This is a genomic window from Maritalea sp., assembly GCF_047634455.1.
In the GTDB taxonomy this organism is placed as follows: Bacteria; Pseudomonadota; Alphaproteobacteria; order Rhizobiales; family Devosiaceae; genus Maritalea.
Genome location: NZ_JBLIAI010000056.1, coordinates 1 through 17,270, shown reverse-complemented (window position 1 = coordinate 17,270; position 17,270 = coordinate 1). Strand labels below are relative to the sequence as shown.

Annotated in this window: 15 protein-coding genes and 1 pseudogene; 6 read left to right on the top strand and 10 right to left on the bottom strand. The window is 49.0% G+C overall.

The features are described 5' to 3' along the window. Together ACJAZW_RS12400 and ACJAZW_RS12395 are read left to right on the top strand one after the other, a co-directional pair. On the top strand, positions 1 to 944 hold a 944-nt coding region (locus ACJAZW_RS12400; protein ID WP_415158538.1), incomplete at its 5' end, for a DEAD/DEAH box helicase. Positions 945 to 1,058: 114 nt separating this feature from the next. Then, positions 1,059 to 2,120 (top strand): GGDEF domain-containing protein, encoded by a 1,062-nt coding sequence (locus ACJAZW_RS12395; RefSeq protein WP_415158536.1) that lies wholly within the window; start codon positions 1,059 to 1,061, stop codon positions 2,118 to 2,120. A gap of 51 nt (positions 2,121 to 2,171) precedes the next feature. Here the strand turns inward: ACJAZW_RS12395 and ACJAZW_RS12390 are convergent, their stop codons facing one another. The 8 genes from ACJAZW_RS12390 to ACJAZW_RS12355 all read right to left on the bottom strand — a co-directional run bounded on the left by ACJAZW_RS12390 (position 2,172) and on the right by ACJAZW_RS12355 (position 9,096). Beyond that, a complete protein-coding gene (locus ACJAZW_RS12390; RefSeq protein WP_415158534.1) occupies positions 2,172 to 2,561 on the bottom strand; it encodes a HesB/IscA family protein in 390 nt (129 codons plus the stop codon). Between the two features lie 4 nt (positions 2,562 to 2,565). Continuing rightward, positions 2,566 to 2,955, bottom strand: coding sequence for an SUF system Fe-S cluster assembly protein (locus ACJAZW_RS12385; RefSeq protein WP_415158532.1), 390 nt, complete (start codon positions 2,953 to 2,955; stop codon positions 2,566 to 2,568). 12 nt (positions 2,956 to 2,967) lie between these two features. Further along, positions 2,968 to 4,185, bottom strand: coding sequence for a cysteine desulfurase (locus tag ACJAZW_RS12380; protein WP_415158544.1), 1,218 nt, complete (start codon positions 4,183 to 4,185; stop codon positions 2,968 to 2,970). 8 nt (positions 4,186 to 4,193) lie between these two features. Continuing rightward, the gene (gene sufD / locus ACJAZW_RS12375) at positions 4,194 to 5,402 is read right to left on the bottom strand and encodes a Fe-S cluster assembly protein SufD (RefSeq protein WP_415158530.1); all 1,209 of its coding nucleotides are present in this window, start codon (positions 5,400 to 5,402) and stop codon (positions 4,194 to 4,196) included. Between the two features lie 9 nt (positions 5,403 to 5,411). Next, positions 5,412 to 6,167: a Fe-S cluster assembly ATPase SufC gene (gene sufC / locus ACJAZW_RS12370; protein WP_415158542.1), complete on the bottom strand. Its 756-nt coding sequence runs from the start codon at positions 6,165 to 6,167 to the stop codon at positions 5,412 to 5,414. A 111-nt stretch (positions 6,168 to 6,278) separates the two neighbouring features. Next, positions 6,279 to 6,440: a hypothetical protein gene (locus ACJAZW_RS12365; protein ID WP_415158528.1), complete on the bottom strand. Its 162-nt coding sequence runs from the start codon at positions 6,438 to 6,440 to the stop codon at positions 6,279 to 6,281. 1 nt (position 6,441) lies between these two features. Continuing rightward, positions 6,442 to 7,911, bottom strand: a complete 1,470-nt coding sequence (gene sufB, locus ACJAZW_RS12360) for a Fe-S cluster assembly protein SufB (protein WP_415158526.1) — start codon at positions 7,909 to 7,911, stop codon at positions 6,442 to 6,444. Between the two features lie 30 nt (positions 7,912 to 7,941). Continuing rightward, positions 7,942 to 9,096, bottom strand: coding sequence for a cysteine desulfurase family protein (locus tag ACJAZW_RS12355; RefSeq protein WP_415158524.1), 1,155 nt, complete (start codon positions 9,094 to 9,096; stop codon positions 7,942 to 7,944). 266 nt (positions 9,097 to 9,362) lie between these two features. Here ACJAZW_RS12355 and ACJAZW_RS12350 point away from each other — a divergent pair, with 266 nt between their 5' ends. Both ACJAZW_RS12350 and tyrS read left to right on the top strand, forming a co-directional pair. After that, the gene (locus tag ACJAZW_RS12350; protein ID WP_415158522.1) at positions 9,363 to 10,025 is read left to right on the top strand and encodes an alpha/beta hydrolase; all 663 of its coding nucleotides are present in this window, start codon (positions 9,363 to 9,365) and stop codon (positions 10,023 to 10,025) included. Positions 10,026 to 10,046: 21 nt separating this feature from the next. After that, a complete protein-coding gene (tyrS, locus tag ACJAZW_RS12345; protein ID WP_415158540.1) occupies positions 10,047 to 11,300 on the top strand; it encodes a tyrosine--tRNA ligase in 1,254 nt (417 codons plus the stop codon). Between the two features lie 410 nt (positions 11,301 to 11,710). Here tyrS and ACJAZW_RS12340 read toward each other — a convergent pair whose 3' ends face one another. Continuing rightward, positions 11,711 to 15,202 (bottom strand): AsmA-like C-terminal domain-containing protein, encoded by a 3,492-nt coding sequence (locus ACJAZW_RS12340; RefSeq protein WP_415158520.1) that lies wholly within the window; start codon positions 15,200 to 15,202, stop codon positions 11,711 to 11,713. Between the two features lie 154 nt (positions 15,203 to 15,356). Between ACJAZW_RS12340 and ACJAZW_RS12335 the strand changes: the two genes are divergently transcribed. Continuing rightward, positions 15,357 to 15,830, top strand: a complete 474-nt coding sequence (locus ACJAZW_RS12335; protein ID WP_415158518.1) for a peroxiredoxin — start codon at positions 15,357 to 15,359, stop codon at positions 15,828 to 15,830. Positions 15,831 to 15,950: 120 nt separating this feature from the next. Continuing rightward, complete coding sequence (locus ACJAZW_RS12330) at positions 15,951 to 17,087, top strand: M23 family metallopeptidase (protein WP_415158516.1); 1,137 nt, start codon at positions 15,951 to 15,953, stop codon at positions 17,085 to 17,087. Positions 17,088 to 17,097: 10 nt separating this feature from the next. Here the strand turns inward: ACJAZW_RS12330 and prfB are convergent. Then, positions 17,098 to 17,270: pseudogene (gene prfB / locus ACJAZW_RS12325) on the bottom strand (peptide chain release factor 2); the annotation flags it as partial.

Sequence of the window (17,270 nt, the reverse complement as noted above, 5' to 3'; positions counted from 1 at the left end):
TGTTAATGACAGGCGTCGATATTTTCGTCATCGATGAAGCCGACCGGATGCTCGACATGGGCTTTATTCCTGACATTGAGAAGATATCTTCTCTTCTGCCAAAACGTCGGCAAACATTGTTCTTCTCAGCAACAATGCCTGATGAAGTGGCAAAACTGACCAAAAAATTCCTGAACAACCCGATCAGTGTTGAAACGACGCGGCAAAACTCAACCGCCGAAACGATTACGCAAAAAGTGCTCATGGTCGGCAGCAAGCCTGCTGAAAAACGCGCAGCCTTGCGCGAACAAATTGACGCAGCGGTTGGCTTGAAAAACGCGATCATCTTTTGTAATCGCAAACGGGACATCGCCACTCTTGCTAATTCACTGACGCGTCACGGTTACAATAACGGGGCATTGCATGGCGATATGGACCAAAGTTCACGCATGGCAACCCTTGCTGGCTTCAAGAACAACGAAATCACCTTTTTGATCGCAAGTGATGTTGCGGCCAGAGGCTTAGACATTCCTGATGTAAGTCATGTGTTTAACTTCGATATCCCGACACACGCAGAAGACTATGTGCACCGAGTCGGGCGCACGGGCCGCGCTGGTCGTGAAGGGGTCGCCATCACCTTAGTTGCCCCCGCTGATAAAAAATATCTCGTTGCAATTGAAAAATTGATCGAAATGAAACCTGATTTGATCGAAAAACTTAAAGTTGATCGACCAACAAAACCTGTTCAGGAAAAAAGAACAAAAACCAATATTGTTCAAAAACCTCAGCAGGAACCTCAGAAAAACACGTCAAACGTCGAAAATTTTGAAGCGAAAGAAAAGAAAGTTTTGCCCCATCAAAAAAATCGGCAAGAGTCTCGAAATCGCAACCAGGACACCACGCCATTTGGCCAGTCCGATCAAGTCCCTGCGTTCCTTTTAAGGCCCGTTAGGCAAGCTAGTTAAACGCCCCGTTAACTCAAAATTTAACCTTTTGAGACAAAAAGACGGGCAATAGAATTAATGACTCGGTGCGTAAAACCGCGCACTGAGTGATGAAATGGGTGGAGCCAGTTCTCAATGCTTGTATCTGAACACGATTACCAGCGTACGCTTGAGTATTCGTTTTCCGCCTTAGGTATGCTTAAACGCGCCAAGATTCCGCCCTACCCGCATTTTTACGAACTTTGTTACACCTATGCTTCTGGCATCAACGAGCAGCTGAACGAGCGCTTGAATATGTTGTTGGGGAAAAGCAATTCCCTTTCCATGGAAAACGTGTTGCAAGTCTACCGTGAATTCTTTGACAACCCGTCAGACTTAGAATCGCAACTGACAAATGTCAGCCAAGAAATGTCTCACAAAATTGACGCGGTGAACCGTGCCATGGATGAGGCAATCGATACTGCTGAAGGCTATTCGGGTTCGCTGGACAATGCCGCGATAAAATTGGCGACAAAAATGGACGCGACGGCGCTTCAACGCCTTGCGGCCAAATTGCAGTCTGAAACGAAGCAGATGCAAGAAGCCAATCAGAACCTTGAAGAAAAGCTCAAAGTTTCAAAACAAGATATTTCGAGCTTGAAACGCGATCTGGATACGGCGCGACGCGAAACCATGCTTGACGCGCTGACAAAAATTCCAAACCGCAAGAGCTTCGATCAGCGCTTGAAACAAGAATTTGATGCATTTGAGCAAACAGGCAAACATTTCAGCCTTTTGATGATGGATATCGACCACTTCAAGGCCTTCAACGACAATTATGGACACCAAACAGGCGACCAAGTATTAAGATTGGTGGCGATGACGCTGAAGTCCAACATCAAGGGCCAAGACCACGCAGCAAGATATGGTGGCGAAGAGTTCGCAGCCATATTGCCTGACACAGATATACGCGGCGCACGACTAATCGCGGAAAAAGTTCGCAAAGCCGTGCACGCTAAGGAGCTTTTGAAACGCTCCACCAACCAAAAACTTGGACGGATCACCATTTCTATCGGCGCCGCACAGGTGCACCGCGACGAAACTATGCATGAATTTGTTGAGCGTGCAGACGAATGCCTTTACACCGCTAAGCGTGAAGGTCGCAACTGCGTGGTTTGCGAAACTGACGAAGCATTCCGCAACTCAAAAGTCGCGTAGTTACAAGTACGTATTTAATTTTCTCAATGTATTGATTCGGCTTTGGCGTCTTTAAGAATTGCCGCCTGCGCTCGCGCGTGCTTTGGCGATCTCTTGCAAATCTGCTGGCTCCAGCATCACGCTTTCACCACAACCACAAGAACCTGTTTGGTTTGGATTTTCAAAGGTAAATTCTGATTTCAGAATATCTTCTTTGTAATCCATTTCTGTACCAAGCAAGAACAAAGTTGCTTTGGGGTCAATATACACATCAACCCCATGCTCTGACACATGGTCGTCGCCTTTAACCGGCTCGCTGACATAGTCCAGCGTATAGGCCATGCCCGCACAGCCAGCATTTTTCACGCCAACACGCACAGCATTAACGCTATCGTCACCAGATTGGCTAAGAATTGCTTTTACTCTAGCTGCCGCATTTTCAGTAATGGCGAGGAATTTCATTTTATTACCACCAATTTAGCGCAACTTGCGCTTCTTCTGACATACGATCAGGGCCCCAAGGCGGTTCAAACACCATATTCACGGCCACATCCTGAACGCCCTCAACAGTACGAACCGCATTTTCCACCCAGCCTGGCATCTCGCCAGCAACTGGGCAACCCGGCGCTGTCAACGTCATGTCGATCGTGACATTGCGATTGTCGTCAAGATCAACCTTATAGATAAGACCTAATTCGTAAATATCAACCGGGATCTCTGGATCGGAAATGGTCTTTAGCGCAGCAACAATATCATCTGTGAAGCGCTGGACATCGGTTTCTTGCAATCCGTCAGAAACAGAAATTTGTGCTGCATTTACCGCAACATCTTCCACAGTACTTGTTTCTTCACTCATTGATACGCTCCTTTAAGCGAAAAATTTCTGCGCTTTTGCGATAGCCACAACCAAAGCATCTACATCGTCTTTGCCATTATAAACACCAAATGATGCGCGGCAGGTCGATGTTACGCCAAACCGGTGCAGCAGTGGCTGCGCACAATGCGAACCTGCTCGAACGGCAATGCCATAACGGTCCAAAATCGTACTCAAATCATGCGCATGCACGCCTTCAATTGCGAATGAGAATATAGCACCTTTCCCCGGTGCATCGCCAATCAATCGCAAAGAGTTGATTCCACTCAACTTCTGACGCGCATAAGCGCCAACTTCTGTTTCGTGGGCCTTGATGTTCTCGCGGCCAATTGAATTGATATAGTCAAGCGCAGCACCCAATCCAATAGCTTGAACAATCGGCGGCGTTCCCGCTTCAAAGCGGTGCGGCGGCTCATTATATGTGACATCGTCAAGCGTCACATCATTGATCATCTCGCCGCCGCCCTGATAGGGCTGCATTTCAGCCAACAGTTCAGCTTTGCCGTAAAGCACGCCAATTCCCGTTGGCCCATAAAGCTTGTGCCCGGTCATGATGTAGAAATCAGCGTCAAGGTCCTGCACATCAACCAGCTCGTGCACCGCACCTTGGCTACCGTCAACCACCACAGGAATGCCACGCGCATGTGCGATCTCGCAGACCTGCTTGATCGGCACCACTGTGCCGGTCACATTGGACATGTGGGTGATCGAAACCACTTTAACCTTGTCAGTCAGCGCAGCTTTAAACAATTCCAAATCGAAACTGCCATCGTCTGCAACGTCCACCCATTTGATCACCGCGCCTTTGCGTTCCCTATGGAAATGCCACGGCACAATATTGGAGTGATGCTCCATTTTGGTGATGACAATCTCATCGCCTTCATTTAAACGCGGCCCGGCAAAGCTAGCAGCGACCAAATTCAGTGCTTCGGTCGCTGAACGGGTGAAAACCACTTGTTCCACAGTTGGCGCATTGATGAACGCTCGAACCTTTTCGCGCGCATCTTCAAATGCGTCGGTTGCCCGATTGGAAAGCGTGTGCAGACCACGATGCACATTCGCATATTCGTGACTATAGGCATGCATGATCCGGTCCAGCACCTGCTGCGGCTTTTGCGCCGAAGCGCCACTGTCCAGATAGACCAAGCGATTACCGTGGATTTCTTCATCCAAAATCGGAAAATCTGCGCGCACTCGTTCCAAATCAAACATACTCAAGTTTACGCCTCTTCACGCTCGTCCAACCAGCTGTCAACGCGCGCTTCAAGCGTTTCAACAACGGCCTCAACTTCCATTGGCTCAAACATTTCGGCCAAGAAAGCGCGGATCAGCATCGCTTTGGCTTCTTTGCGCGGAATGCCCCGGCTCATCAGGTAAAACAATGAATTTTCATCCAGCTCACCACATGTTGCGCCGTGTGCACAAATCACGTCATCCGCGAAAATTTCAAGTTCTGGTTTCACCAGAATTTCGCCACGTTCGGACAGGATCAAACCTTGGCACATCATTTGCGCATCAGTTTTCTGTGCGTCCTTGGCCACAACAATTTTGCCCTGGAACACTGCTTTAGCACCGTCATGCACAACGTTTTTGAACATCTCGGTGCTGGTTGTATTCGCCACCAAATGATTGACGTTCAACGTGATGTCCGCATGTTGTTTGCCGGCCAAAAGATTCAACCCGGCGAAATCAGCATGCGCACCACCACCATTAAAGTCCGCCGTGACAACTGTCCGGCTCAATTGCGCCTCTGTGTGCTGCACAAATGTGCGCAGCAAACTATCACCAGCAAGACTGTATCGAACGTTTGCGAAGTGCCGCGTATCTGCAGAATTGCCATCAAGCTGCAAATGCACAACATTTGCGCCCTCGCCCAATGCGATTTCCGTCGTCGCCAAGCGCATATGGGCAGCATCAGACGCGTTAAAGCTCTCAACCAATGTCAACGAGCAACCATCCTCGACGGTGACGACAACTTTGTCCGCATTGATCGCAGCGTCGCCATCAATGATGCGGTCAATATGCAAAACTTGATCAAGCTCGCCAGAAACCTTGATTTCGACAACATCACCAACAAGGGCTTCGCTGAGCAATACAACGCTGTCCTCGCCTGACGCGTCATTACCGCTTGTGGCAACGCTGACGCCTTCAACGTCAAAATCCCCGGCCATTTGACCGTTGACAATCTCAATTCGCGCAGTGCCTTCAAAAACTGAACGCTTGGCTGTTGTCCCAACATTTGCTTTCGCAAGCGCGCTCGGCACCTCCCGCAACAACGACTTCAAGTCGGTATAGTGATAAGCCTCAATCCGACGTGTCGGCAAACCAATGTCGGCAAATTGCGCCGCAGCCGAGTCTTGTCCGTGTGTGACAAGGATCGCTCTAAGCTGCTCTTCAGCGCCACTCAATTTGATATTCATTTTGTTCATGAGATTGCCCTATGCCGCGTGGCCGTCAAATTCGGCATAGCCCTTGCTTTCGAGTTGAAGTGCCAACTCACGATCGCCACTTTCAACAATACGGCCATCTGAGAACACGTGTACGCGATCCGGAATAATGTGGTTGAGCAACCGCTGATAGTGCGTAATCACCAGCATGGAGCGGTTTTGAGACCGCAGCAAATTCACACCTTCAGACACAATCTTCAAGGCATCAATATCAAGGCCAGAGTCTGTTTCATCTAAGACACAAAGCGAAGGTTGCATCAGCGCCATTTGTAGGATTTCAGCGCGTTTCTTTTCGCCGCCAGAAAAACCAACATTCAATGGCCGTTTCAACATTTCCTGCTTGATCTCAAGTTTAGCGGCCGCCTCTTTCACCATTTTCATAAAATCGGGGATTTTCATCTCGTCTTCGCCGCGTGATTTGCGTTGCGCATTCAACGCCGCCTTGAGGAAAGTCATGGTCGCAACACCCGGAATTTCAATCGGGTATTGGAAGGCCAAGAACAAGCCAGCTGCTGCGCGCTCGTGCGCAGACATTGCCAGCAAATCCTTGCCGTGAAACAGGACTTCGCCTTGCGTCACTTCGTAGCCGTCTTTGCCAGCAAGTACGTATGAAAGTGTTGATTTGCCAGAACCATTACGGCCCATAATCGCGTGGACTTCACCGGCCGGCAAAGTCAAGTTCACACCTTTAAGGATGATTTTGTCTTCTTCCTCAACTTTTACGTGTAAATCTTTGATTTCAAGAATTGGCGTCGTCATCTCATATTCCTTCAAATTCGGCCGTCATCCCGGTCGGCCTGTCTCTTTTGCCCATTGGGCATTGTTAAATTAGCGGTCTTCACCGCATCAAATTATGGCTTACCAAAAGAATTCAGCAACGACCCAAACAACAATCGCTGCAATCCCACCGGCAATCGTCCCTATCTGCCTGAACATCTTGGGCTCGTCTTTTTTGACGCGCCCGGCGACCAACCAGCCCATGCCCGCGCCAACAGCCAATGCAAATAGCAGTTTTTCCATTTTAGCCCACACTACCTTCAAGGCTGATGCCGATCAGCTTTTGACTTTCCGCCATAAACTCCATTGGCAAATGTTGCAGTACGTCGCGCACAAAACCATTGACGATCAGGGCAACAGCCTCTTCCTCGTTCAAGCCACGCTGCAAGCAATAAAACATTTGATCATCGGAAATTTTCGACGTGGTTGCTTCATGCTCAAACACCGCGCTCGGGTTTTTGCTCTCAATGTACGGCACGGTGTGCGCACCACATTGGTCACCAATCAACAAACTGTCACACTGCGTGAAGTTGCGCGCACCCGTTGCCTTCGCATGAGCTGAAACTTGACCGCGATATGTATTCTGCGAAACACCCGCAGAAATGCCTTTTGAAATGATACGGCTAGACGTGTTCTTGCCCAAATGGATCATCTTTGTACCGCTATCCACTTGCTGGTGACCATTCGAAACAGCAATCGAATAGAATTCCCCAACCGAATTGTCACCACGCAAAATGCAGCTTGGATACTTCCAAGTGATTGCAGAGCCGGTTTCAACTTGTGTCCAAGAAATCTTTGAATTCTTGCCCCGGCAATCGCCACGCTTCGTCACAAAGTTGTAAATGCCGCCCTTGCCGTCTTTATCGCCCGGATACCAGTTTTGAACCGTTGAATATTTGATCTCAGCATCATCAAGCGCCACCAATTCAACTACCGCAGCATGCAGTTGGTTCTCGTCGCGCATTGGTGCTGTACAGCCTTCAAGATAGCTCACATATGAGCCTTCTTCAGCAATAATCAGCGTCCGCTCAAACTGACCTGTTTTTTCCTCATTAATTCGGAAATATGTCGACAATTCCATAGGGCAACGTACGCCCTTTGGAATGTAAACGAACGATCCGTCAGAAAACACAGCGGCGTTCAGCGTCGCATAGAAGTTGTCGGTAGCAGGAACCACTGTTCCAAGATACTTCTTTACAAGGTCCGGATACTCTTTCAACGCTTCTGAGATCGAGCAGAAAATCACACCATGTTTTTTCAATTCCTCACGGAATGTGGTGACCACTGAAACACTGTCAAAAACCGCATCAACTGCAATTCTCGCGCCTTCAACACCCGCAAGCGCAGCATGCTCTTGCAGCGGAATACCGAGTTTTTTGTATGTTTCGAGCAATTCAGGATCAACGTCCGCTAGGCTTTTGGGGCCCGGTGACGATTTCGGTGCAGCGTAATAATACAAGTCTTGAAAGTCGATTTCAGGATAATTGACCCGCGCCCACTTTGGCTCTTCCATTTGCAACCAACGGCGATAGGCATCAAGCCGCCATTCGAGCATCCATTCCGGTTCAGCTTTTTTGGCCGAAATGAAGCGCACAATGTCTTCGCTCAAGCCTTTAGGGGCCATATCCATTTCGATATCGGTTTTGAACCCATATTTATATTTTTCGACTTCGATCTCTTTTACATGATCGATTGTTTCTTGAACCGCTACCATAACTTTCGCTCCTAAACTCTTTCCAACCAGCTACGCAGCTGCGCCACGTTTTTGGTGGTGACGGGCAACAAGTTTCTTTGTTACCGCCAAAAATCTCTCAATATCATCCCCTGTGGAGTTCCACCCCACGCTCAACCGCAATGCGCAATCCGCAATCGCATCATCGACGCCCATTGCGGATAAAACATGTGATCGAGAAACTTTGCCCGACGAGCAAGCTGATCCAGCCGATAGCGCCACATTATCAAGATCATAATTTATCAAGCTAATGTTGTTCTTTAATTCTGGAACCGCAAAACACATCGCAGTTCCCGTCCGCTCAACATCCCCCCCAAATATGGTGGCGTCTGGGGCAATCTTCAACAAACCTGCTTGCGCAATTTCAATCAATTTGGCTTGACGCACCGCGTCAAATCGCTCTTTCGCGCTTTGGGCCGCCACCCCAAAGCCAGCAATCAGCGCAGCGCTTTCAGTGCCCCCCCGACGTCCCTGCTCTTGTCCACCACCCGGGATCAATTTTGCACTGTCCATTGCCGGCTTTACAATCAATGCGCCAACGCCAACCGGGCCGCCAATCTTGTGCCCGGATATCGCCATCGCATCAACGCGCGAGGGATCAAAGAAAAACTGGGTTTTGCCGAAACCTTGCGCCGCGTCCAAAATCAACAGGTGAGCAGTTTCGCGCATCAAATCTTCAATATGTGCAATTGGCTGAACAACCGCTGTTTCGTTGTTTACTTGTTGTACAACCACCATCACGCGCTCTTCAGCGCTGTTCGCCGTAGCAATCGCAGCAGACAGCCAATCAAGATCATAAAGTCCGTTTGCCAACATTGGAATCGCTTGCGCTTGAACTTCAGTGGCTTCCACAGCACGAACCACTGCCATATGTTCGCCCGAACCAAATAGAATGCGCGAAACATTTTGGCTTTTTGCCCCACCAACGATCGCCTGGGTGAGTGCTTCGGTCGCCGACCCCGTGAAAACGACACGGCTGCGAATTGTACCCGCAGCTAGTGCAACTTGATCGCGCGCCGTCTCAATTGCCGCACGCAATTTGCGCCCATTTGCATGAACAGAAGAGGGATTCCCCACAATTTCGAACATCGCATTCATCGCTTCGCGTGCAGCGGGAAGCAGCGACGCAGAGGCATGATGATCCAGATATGTGACAAAGTTGGTCATTTTATCGAAATTCGTTCACTCATTTGGCCAAATAATCCAATCAGTTCTTGAACTTTCGCTCCCTAAATAGGTAAAAGGATCGCTCAAGTCGGACTAATTGGACCAAAAACTAGTTTTGAATAATTCTAAACTGGTATTTTGCTCTCACGTTTTAGGAAGCACGCAACCATTCGTCAACCTTTTTCACCATAACCCACACTCAACTTTTGTGTGAGTTGGTTGCAAAAAGTCAAAGACATGAATTATGCGCGAAAGAAGGACAACTTATGCCTGAAGTCTTTTTCAATGGCCCAACCGGTCGCCTAGAAGGTCGTTACCAGCCCTCCAAGGAACCAAACGCGCCTGTCGCCATTTTGTTGCACCCGCATCCAGAATTCGGCGGCAACATGAACAACCAAATCATCTACAACCTATTCTACATGTTTGTGGAGCGCGGTTTTTCCGTTTTGCGCTTTAACTCGCGCGGCGTTGGCCGCTCGCAAGGCGAATTCGATCACGGCTTAGGTGAGTTGTCAGATGCAGCGGCAGCCCTTGATTGGATGCAAACTCTAAACAAAGAAAGCCCGGGCGTCTGGATCGCCGGTTTTTCATTCGGTGCCTGGATTGGCATGCAATTGCTGATGCGTCGACCAGAAGTTGAGGGCTTTATCTCGGTGGCTCCACCAGAAAACCTTTATGACTTCTCCTTCTTGGCACCCTGCCCCTCTTCGGGCCTGATTATCCATGGGGAAACCGACCGCGTCGCACCAGCTGATTCAGTGCAAAAGTTGGTCGACAAATTACAGATGCAAAAAGGTATCACCATTGAGCAACAGACCGTCGAAGGTGCAAATCACTTCTTCCAAGACAAAATCGAAGAATTGACGGAACGCTGTTCTGAATACCTTGATCGTCGACGTGCAGATATTGCGGCTGGCGGCGGGCGTTAGTTAAAAACCAAAAGGAAAGCGATTATGACTTACAAATCCGAATTTTTGCGCACTCTTGAGAGCCGCGGATTTTTGTATCAATTGTCTGATGCAGAAGCCCTGGACAAGAAACTGTGTGAAGGTCCGGTAACAGGTTATATTGGCTTTGACGCAACAGCTAAGAGCCTGCACGTGGGCAACCTTGTGCAGATCATGCTGCTTTACTGGCTGCAAAAAACTGGCAACAAGCCGCTCGTGTTAATGGGCGGCGGAACATCGATGGTTGGCGATCCGTCAGGCAAAGACGAAATGCGTCAAATGATGACGCCGGAAATCATTGAGGGCAACAAGGCCAGCATTCGCGAAATCTTCGACGGCTTGTTGGCATTTGGCGATGGCGCCACTGATGCAACCATGCTTGATAACGCCGAATGGCTAATGAAACTCAACTATGTTGATTTCTTGCGCGAAGTAGGCAGCAAGATTTCGATCAATCAAATGCTGACCCGTGATTCGGTGAAACAACGTTTGGATCGCGAACAATCATTGAGCTTCCTTGAGTTTAACTACATGATCTTGCAAGGCTACGATTTTGCTGAGATCAACAAGCGTTATGGCTGCACGCTGCAAATGGGCGGCTCAGACCAGTGGGGCAACATCCTTTCAGGTGTCGACCTTTCGCGCAAACTGAACGGCGCGGAATGCTTTGCGGTCACCACGCCGTTGATCACAAAATCTGACGGTTCAAAGATGGGCAAGTCTGTTTCTGGTGCCATTTGGCTTAAGCCCGACATGTTTTCAGTTTACGACTACTGGCAGTTCTGGCGCAACACGGGCGACGACGATGTGGCGAAATTTGCGCGCATGTTCACCACTATGCCACTAGATGAGATTGCACGGTTTGAAGGACTTGAAGGCGGCGAAATGAACGAGGCCAAAAAGATATTGGCAACGGCCGCAACCGCTCTGATCCATGGCAAGGAAGCTGCGGAGGCTGCAGCGCAAACAGCCAAAGCAACTTTTGAGCAAGGGGCCATCGATTTGTCCCTGCCCACAATCGAAGTGTCCAAAGCTGACCTCAATGCCGGCATTGGCATGCTCAATGTTGCGGTTCTAGCGGGACTTGCTGGCTCAAACGGCGAAGCACGTCGCCTGATCAAGTCAGGCGCGCTTAAAGTCAACGACGAAAAAGTTGATGACGAGCGCGGCACAATTGCGCAAGCAAACATTCTACCCGAAGGCGTAATCAAAATTTCCGCTGGTAAGAAACGACATGTGTTGATTAAGCCGATTTAGACGACGTACTTTACAGATTGAATATAAAAGGCGGGGCAATTGTCCCGCTTTTTTTGTTCTGGGTTCACACCCGCCTGAAATTACAACAAGTTGCGAAGCTTTACATGGGCCCGTTAATGACAAGGAAAATGATCCCGCATCAAGTGCGGGATGGCCGTTGGGGGGTCTTTGCACCTACATCCGGCCTCGGTGGCAATACCAACCCGACGTCTCAGTGGGCAACCAAAGCCCCCACTTTAGATTCATCGAGACAGTCCACGTTTAACCCACTTTGACTTCCCCGAGGTGTCACGCCCCTCTTGGCTTCCCCGGGCTTGACCCGGGGTCCAAACAAGTTGGCATCAAATCCAAACCAATCCGTGTCAAAAACCCGGTCGCAGCCACAGATAGTCAAAACTACCGGAATAAAATCAATTCCCAGATTGTCCGTCCACGGCCTTCAACGCATCCTGAGCTTGTTTATCGCCGCTCTTGGCTTTGAATTCAAACAGACGCCTAAACACACCAGGTGCCAATATCGATGCTGGGTTGATGGCAAATTTCGGGTTATCAAGATCCCCCCGAATGGCAAACGTAACCCCAATCAAACCTTCTCCATCGCGTCCACCCAAAAGCTTGCCGAGCAACGGCAGTTTCTGGAATATATTGTTCAGGCCAAATAGCGGAATATAGGTTCCAACCAAATCATACTGTCGCGTATTGGTCATAATGTTGCCCCGCAACGTCCCACCAATTGTGCCACCATCAAGTGCACCATCCACGATGGTAATCACACCATTTGAGCCCTCAAATTTTGCTTCACCGCGTTTGAAGTTCACCCGATTCTCGCGCTCGATCAGCGCCCGACTGTCCTTGTGATTGCCCATCACCTGCGCCACGCGATCTTCATCAACAATGGAGAATTCATTCAGCACAAATTCGCCATCCACTTTCCACGGAGAATTCTGGATATTTAGAACCAAACTACCATCACCATTGAGCAGTTGAGAATACATACCAATAAACCGCAACAATGTGCCAAGGTCATTGGATACGGCCGACATGGAACGTCCATTATTGACAGCGTTGGTTGCGATGGAAACGGCCTTCTTATTGCCCAGAGACGCCTGCACATCGACCCGGATGAAATCTGCGCCCTTGAATCGTAGATGGGCATTTACACCAAAGGCTGTGGTTTTATAAAATCCAAGTGCGCGATCAAGTTTCACGACAATATCGATGATCTGATCTTGTGCGTTCGACGTCGCTTTGCCGCTTGCCGTTTCGCCTAACCCCAAAAATCGTTTTAGCATGGGCTTGAGATCGAGTTGTTCACCAATAACTTCAACCGCAAAACCACCTTTAATCGGCACCATCGATACGCTAGTGCGATCACCTTTATTCAGCACCAAGTCAATAATGTTAGCAGAAATCAGCCCGTCTTTGAGGTCATATCGCAATGAGCCAGCCACGCGCACATTTCCAAACCTCATATCTACTGTCTGGGCATAAACTAGGGTGCCGTCTATCAACAATGTAGCGTTCAGCTGTCCTTTGATCCCCTTCTTCTTGTCGATACCCAGTTCGGCAAATTTTACGCGCGCATCGGTAAGGTCAACCGCTAATTGAATGGTTTCACCAGATGGCCGTCCAACAATGCGCAGCGGTCCTTCAATAAACTGGCTCAAATCCAGTCCAAGAGATTTGCGATCCGCTTCGGTTAATGTCGCATTGGCCGTAATGACCGGATCGGCTCCATCATCCGCCTCCACCAGAATATTGGCGTCCAGCCCACCGATATTGGCGCGGCCAGAAATGCGATAGCCTGCCTGTGAAGCGGTAAACTGAACTGCACCGTCTGAAACCACTTGGCCCTCAATTGGGAATTTTGATGCGAAATCCGCAACAGTTCCATTCAACGTGTAGTCCAACCCTTTTGGTTTCCCACCCTCATCTTGCGATATTGTTGCGATAACCTGAACATCGGCTTCACCGGTTAAGTCTTCGGGACGATATTCAACATCAAAGTCTTTCAGCAGATTTAGCGGCTCTTTATTGGCAATGGATACGAGGGTAGAAATCGAACCTTTCAACTGACCCGAAATCTCAAAAATCTGCTCTTTTGCTCCACTGTCTTTATTGAGGTATGCTGCATTCTCTATGGTGACCTCACCACTTTCATCGCGCACCACGGCCTTATCAAAACCCATGACCATAAAATGATCTTTGACCTGTATATTTGTGGTCCCAACAATTTCGATTGTTGGAAAACCCGGTAACGGGACAAGCTCTACATTCTGTGCAGTACCCTCAATCGAAACACCACCCTCTGGTATCCGACGGTCTTCGCCAGGCTTGCCAACCGTACCGACAGGAAAATTAAAACGCATCTTGGCCTCGTCAATTCGACCTCCTGATACATTTTGCACAAACCATGTGCGGGCCTCTGTTGCCAAAAAATACGGCCAAATCCGCTTCAGATCATCTGCAGAGGCGCCTTTTCCAAACAAGGTCAGATCAAAACCAAGTCCTGTTTGCAGCACGTCAATTCGCCCCTGACCGTCCAACTCCATTTGGTCGTCACGGAACGATAATTTATCAATCCCCATCGCCCCGTAAAGCGGTGCAGACCAACCCGCAATTGTGATGGTATCAAGTACATTGCTCGGTACGCCCAAATCATTAGGTCGCAGATATGTGTCGCGCAGCCGGAAAGAGAAACCCACCGTCGGGCCGTAATTTTCATCTAAGCCCATTAAAAACTCACCATCAACCAAACTAGAAGACTGTCCGATCTGCACGGCAAATGGAGCGAGCGTATAGCGTGCTTCTTGCGGGAACCATTCGACTTGAGCCGGCTTTGCCTGGACCTCAAACAGATCCCCCTGGATTGACGCTGACGTTTGAGAAATATCAATCTCAAACGCGCCGTGTTGCACACCGTTTGCATCATAGTCCACTTCAAACGACATGTTCGTGCCGCCCTTAAGCGCAATTAAGCCGTCCTGATCGTCCAAAAACGGCAGGATCAACGCCAAATCAATATTTTCGAACTGCCCTGCAATGTGCCGATTTTGTTGCCCACCAGAAGACCAGAGCAATTCACCATAGGTGCGGCTCTCAATAGTGTTAAACTCGAGATCCATTTGCACATCGGCGCCAAATGATTCCATTCTCATATTGACATCGTCGAGCTGGCGAAAAAGCTGGTATATCCGGTCAACAAGCTGCACATTGGCATGTCGAATATCTAGTATTCTAAACGATGCAGAACTTGTTTCTTCCGCAAAAAGAGCAAAGACCTGCTCCAACGTCTCAACACCTTCAATGGCCCAAGCATTGTCCGATCTTATGCCCGCATTTGTTTGCGCACCTTGCCCATCAGTAACGACACCGTCATTTGTGACCTTGATGTTGGGTGCATTATCGCCCTTGGACTGGAGGCGGACAACCGGCTGATCCGCACCACCCTCGTCGATTTCAACCTTGGCAAGGCGAATACCACTGTAATCTTGCACCAGCTGTAAGTTCGGCTTTTCAACCAACACTTCCAATGTCGGTTTGCCAGAAAAAAAGGCAGGCGTGAACCAGCTGAATTTAAGACTTTGTGCGTCAACGCGCGCACCACTCGCCGGGTGAACAATTTCAACTTTATCAAGTTGAACGGTCGGCATCCAACCATTTAGCAGACGAATTCCAGACTTTTCAAAGACCAATTCATATTCGCCGTCTGAGACCTGAGCGGCGAACTGATCCCTAATGATATTGTCGATCAGCGGTAAACTGAGCGGGGCAACGATAACCCGTATAAGCAACGCTGCAAGCACCATCAGCACAGCCGTTGGCCAGACAAATTTGTGCTTGCGCCAGAATGGCTTTTGAATTGTTTGAGTCACTTTAGTCTTTGTAGAAGTTTTCGTCATTTAGCCTGCAGCGCCGTCATTCCCCACCTCATTGATAATCAATCCAAACCTGAGACCACAAGGGCCATCTCTGGCTTGAAAATTTGTCCGTTGTAAGGCACTGATAACACTAGCAAATACAACCGCACATTTTCATGCGAAGGACTGTCAAAATATGAGCCTGCCAGCAGTTGGTCAACCAGCACCCAAATTTGAACTTCCCACTGATTCGGATGGAACATTTTCGCTTGCCGCCCATTTGGGTAAAAACGTTGTTCTGTTTTTCTATCCAAAAGACGATACCAGTGGCTGCACGATTGAAAATATCGATTTTACTGACCTGAAATCAGAATTTGAGGCCACAAATACAGTACTGATCGGTATTTCTGCAGACAGCATCAAACGACATGAAAATTTTCGCGCCAAACACGCACTTGGCATATTGCTAGGTTCAGACCCGGAAAAGCATGTGATCGAGCTGTATGGCGTTTGGGTGGAAAAAAAGATGTACGGCAAAACCCATTTCGGCATCGAACGCGCAACTTTCCTCATCGATGACCAGGGTAATATTGCCCACATTTGGCGCAAAGTTAAAGCCAAAGGCCACGCCCAAGCAGTGCTCAATGAAATCATATCTCAACGCAGTTGAAGCGCTACAACTCCGATTTAAAATCCCCTCGCCGTAATTATCCACTCAGCCTTTGGCGCTTTATTAACCATACTCATTCACAGTCAAGTTTCCTAATATGACCTGACCAGTGAGTAGCTAGTGCGAAGTTTTGCAGCGACCGGCCAAAGGGCCACAAACCAAATTTTTCTCACCCACTTTAAGGGAGAGAGGTTTAGGCATTTTTGGATTTATGCGCTCGTCACCGTGCTTTTTTCCAGCAACGTGATGCTTGCCATCGCTCTGTACAAAAACCCCAAAATTGCTGAGGCCCTGTCGTCCACCTCAGCAATGCAATTGGCCGCATATGAAAATCGCATTGCCCTTTTGCGCACAGAATTGGATCGCGTGCAATCGCGCCAATTTGCAAGATCAGGCGATGTAAACCTGCAACTGCAAGAACTAGCAGCACAGCAAGATTTACTTATCGAACAGCACGATTATGTGAAATCATTGGCCGAAATGGCAACATCCCTTGGGTTGGATGTAAAATCCGACAAGAGCGCTGCGATCCGCACAAATCCACCTGAACTCACCGGCACTGCCCAAACCGACATTGCTCAAGTGACACAGAATATCATCACCATGCAAGCCGAGAGTCTCTCCGCCTTAAACGCGATTACCGCTTCAGCCGACAATAGCGCAATGGTGATTGAAAAAGAGCTCAAGCGGGCAGGCTTGCCAGTCAAACTTGAACCAGCAAGCGGTGGTCTGTATTTGCCCGCACGCGCAGATCTAAACAATATTGACCATGTCGATGCTGCAAATGCTGCCATGAACGCGCTTTCACGATTTGAAAACGCAAAGAGCACGCTGATCAACGCGCCCATTTATCGTCCTGTCCCTTGGAAATTCAAATACAGTTCTCGCTTTGGCAATCGCAGCGACCCATTCACCGGAAAATCCGCATTCCATTCCGGTTTAGATTTTAGGGCACCGCGCGGAACGAAAGTGGCACCAGTTGGATATGGCAAAGTGACATATGCAAGCCTAAAGGGTGGTTATGGCAAAACCGTAGAAATCACCCATCCAAGCGGACTTGTGTCCCGTTATGCTCATCTTTCAGCGATCCTCGTAAAAAAGGGTCAAACCGTTTCACCAAACGACACCATCGCATTGGTCGGGTCTTCAGGCCGCAGCACCGGCCCGCACCTGCACTTGGAAATCCGCAAGAATGGTGAGCCGATAAACCCCGACCGTTTCATCGTAGCCGGGGCAAAATTGACTAAATTTCTCTAGTTTTAAAAAGCTATTCGTCGTCCTTGCCCACGCGCAATGCCAAAGCGGCTTCCATGAACTGGTCCAAATCACCGTCCAGCACATCGGCAGGCTGGGTGCTCTCGACGCCGGTGCGCAAGTCTTTGACCATCTGGTAGGGCTGCAACACGTAAGAACGGATTTGATGCCCCCAGCCAATATCTG

What these genes read in the sequence shown, in the direction of transcription:
- ACJAZW_RS12395 (WP_415158536.1), top strand. Translation starts at nt 1,059, where the DNA reads ATGCTTGTATCTGAACACGATTACCAGCGTACGCTTGAGTATTCGTTT.
- ACJAZW_RS12390 (WP_415158534.1), bottom strand. Translation starts at nt 2,561, where the DNA reads ATGAAATTCCTCGCCATTACTGAAAATGCGGCAGCTAGAGTAAAAGCA.
- ACJAZW_RS12385 (WP_415158532.1), bottom strand. Translation starts at nt 2,955, where the DNA reads ATGAGTGAAGAAACAAGTACTGTGGAAGATGTTGCGGTAAATGCAGCA.
- ACJAZW_RS12380 (WP_415158544.1), bottom strand. Translation starts at nt 4,185, where the DNA reads ATGTTTGATTTGGAACGAGTGCGCGCAGATTTTCCGATTTTGGATGAA.
- sufD (WP_415158530.1), bottom strand. Translation starts at nt 5,402, where the DNA reads ATGAACAAAATGAATATCAAATTGAGTGGCGCTGAAGAGCAGCTTAGA.
- ACJAZW_RS12365 (WP_415158528.1), bottom strand. Translation starts at nt 6,440, where the DNA reads ATGGAAAAACTGCTATTTGCATTGGCTGTTGGCGCGGGCATGGGCTGG.
- sufB (WP_415158526.1), bottom strand. Translation starts at nt 7,911, where the DNA reads ATGGTAGCGGTTCAAGAAACAATCGATCATGTAAAAGAGATCGAAGTC.
- ACJAZW_RS12355 (WP_415158524.1), bottom strand. Translation starts at nt 9,096, where the DNA reads ATGACCAACTTTGTCACATATCTGGATCATCATGCCTCTGCGTCGCTG.
- ACJAZW_RS12350 (WP_415158522.1), top strand. Translation starts at nt 9,363, where the DNA reads ATGCCTGAAGTCTTTTTCAATGGCCCAACCGGTCGCCTAGAAGGTCGT.
- ACJAZW_RS12340 (WP_415158520.1), bottom strand. Translation starts at nt 15,202, where the DNA reads ATGACGAAAACTTCTACAAAGACTAAAGTGACTCAAACAATTCAAAAG.
- ACJAZW_RS12335 (WP_415158518.1), top strand. Translation starts at nt 15,357, where the DNA reads ATGAGCCTGCCAGCAGTTGGTCAACCAGCACCCAAATTTGAACTTCCC.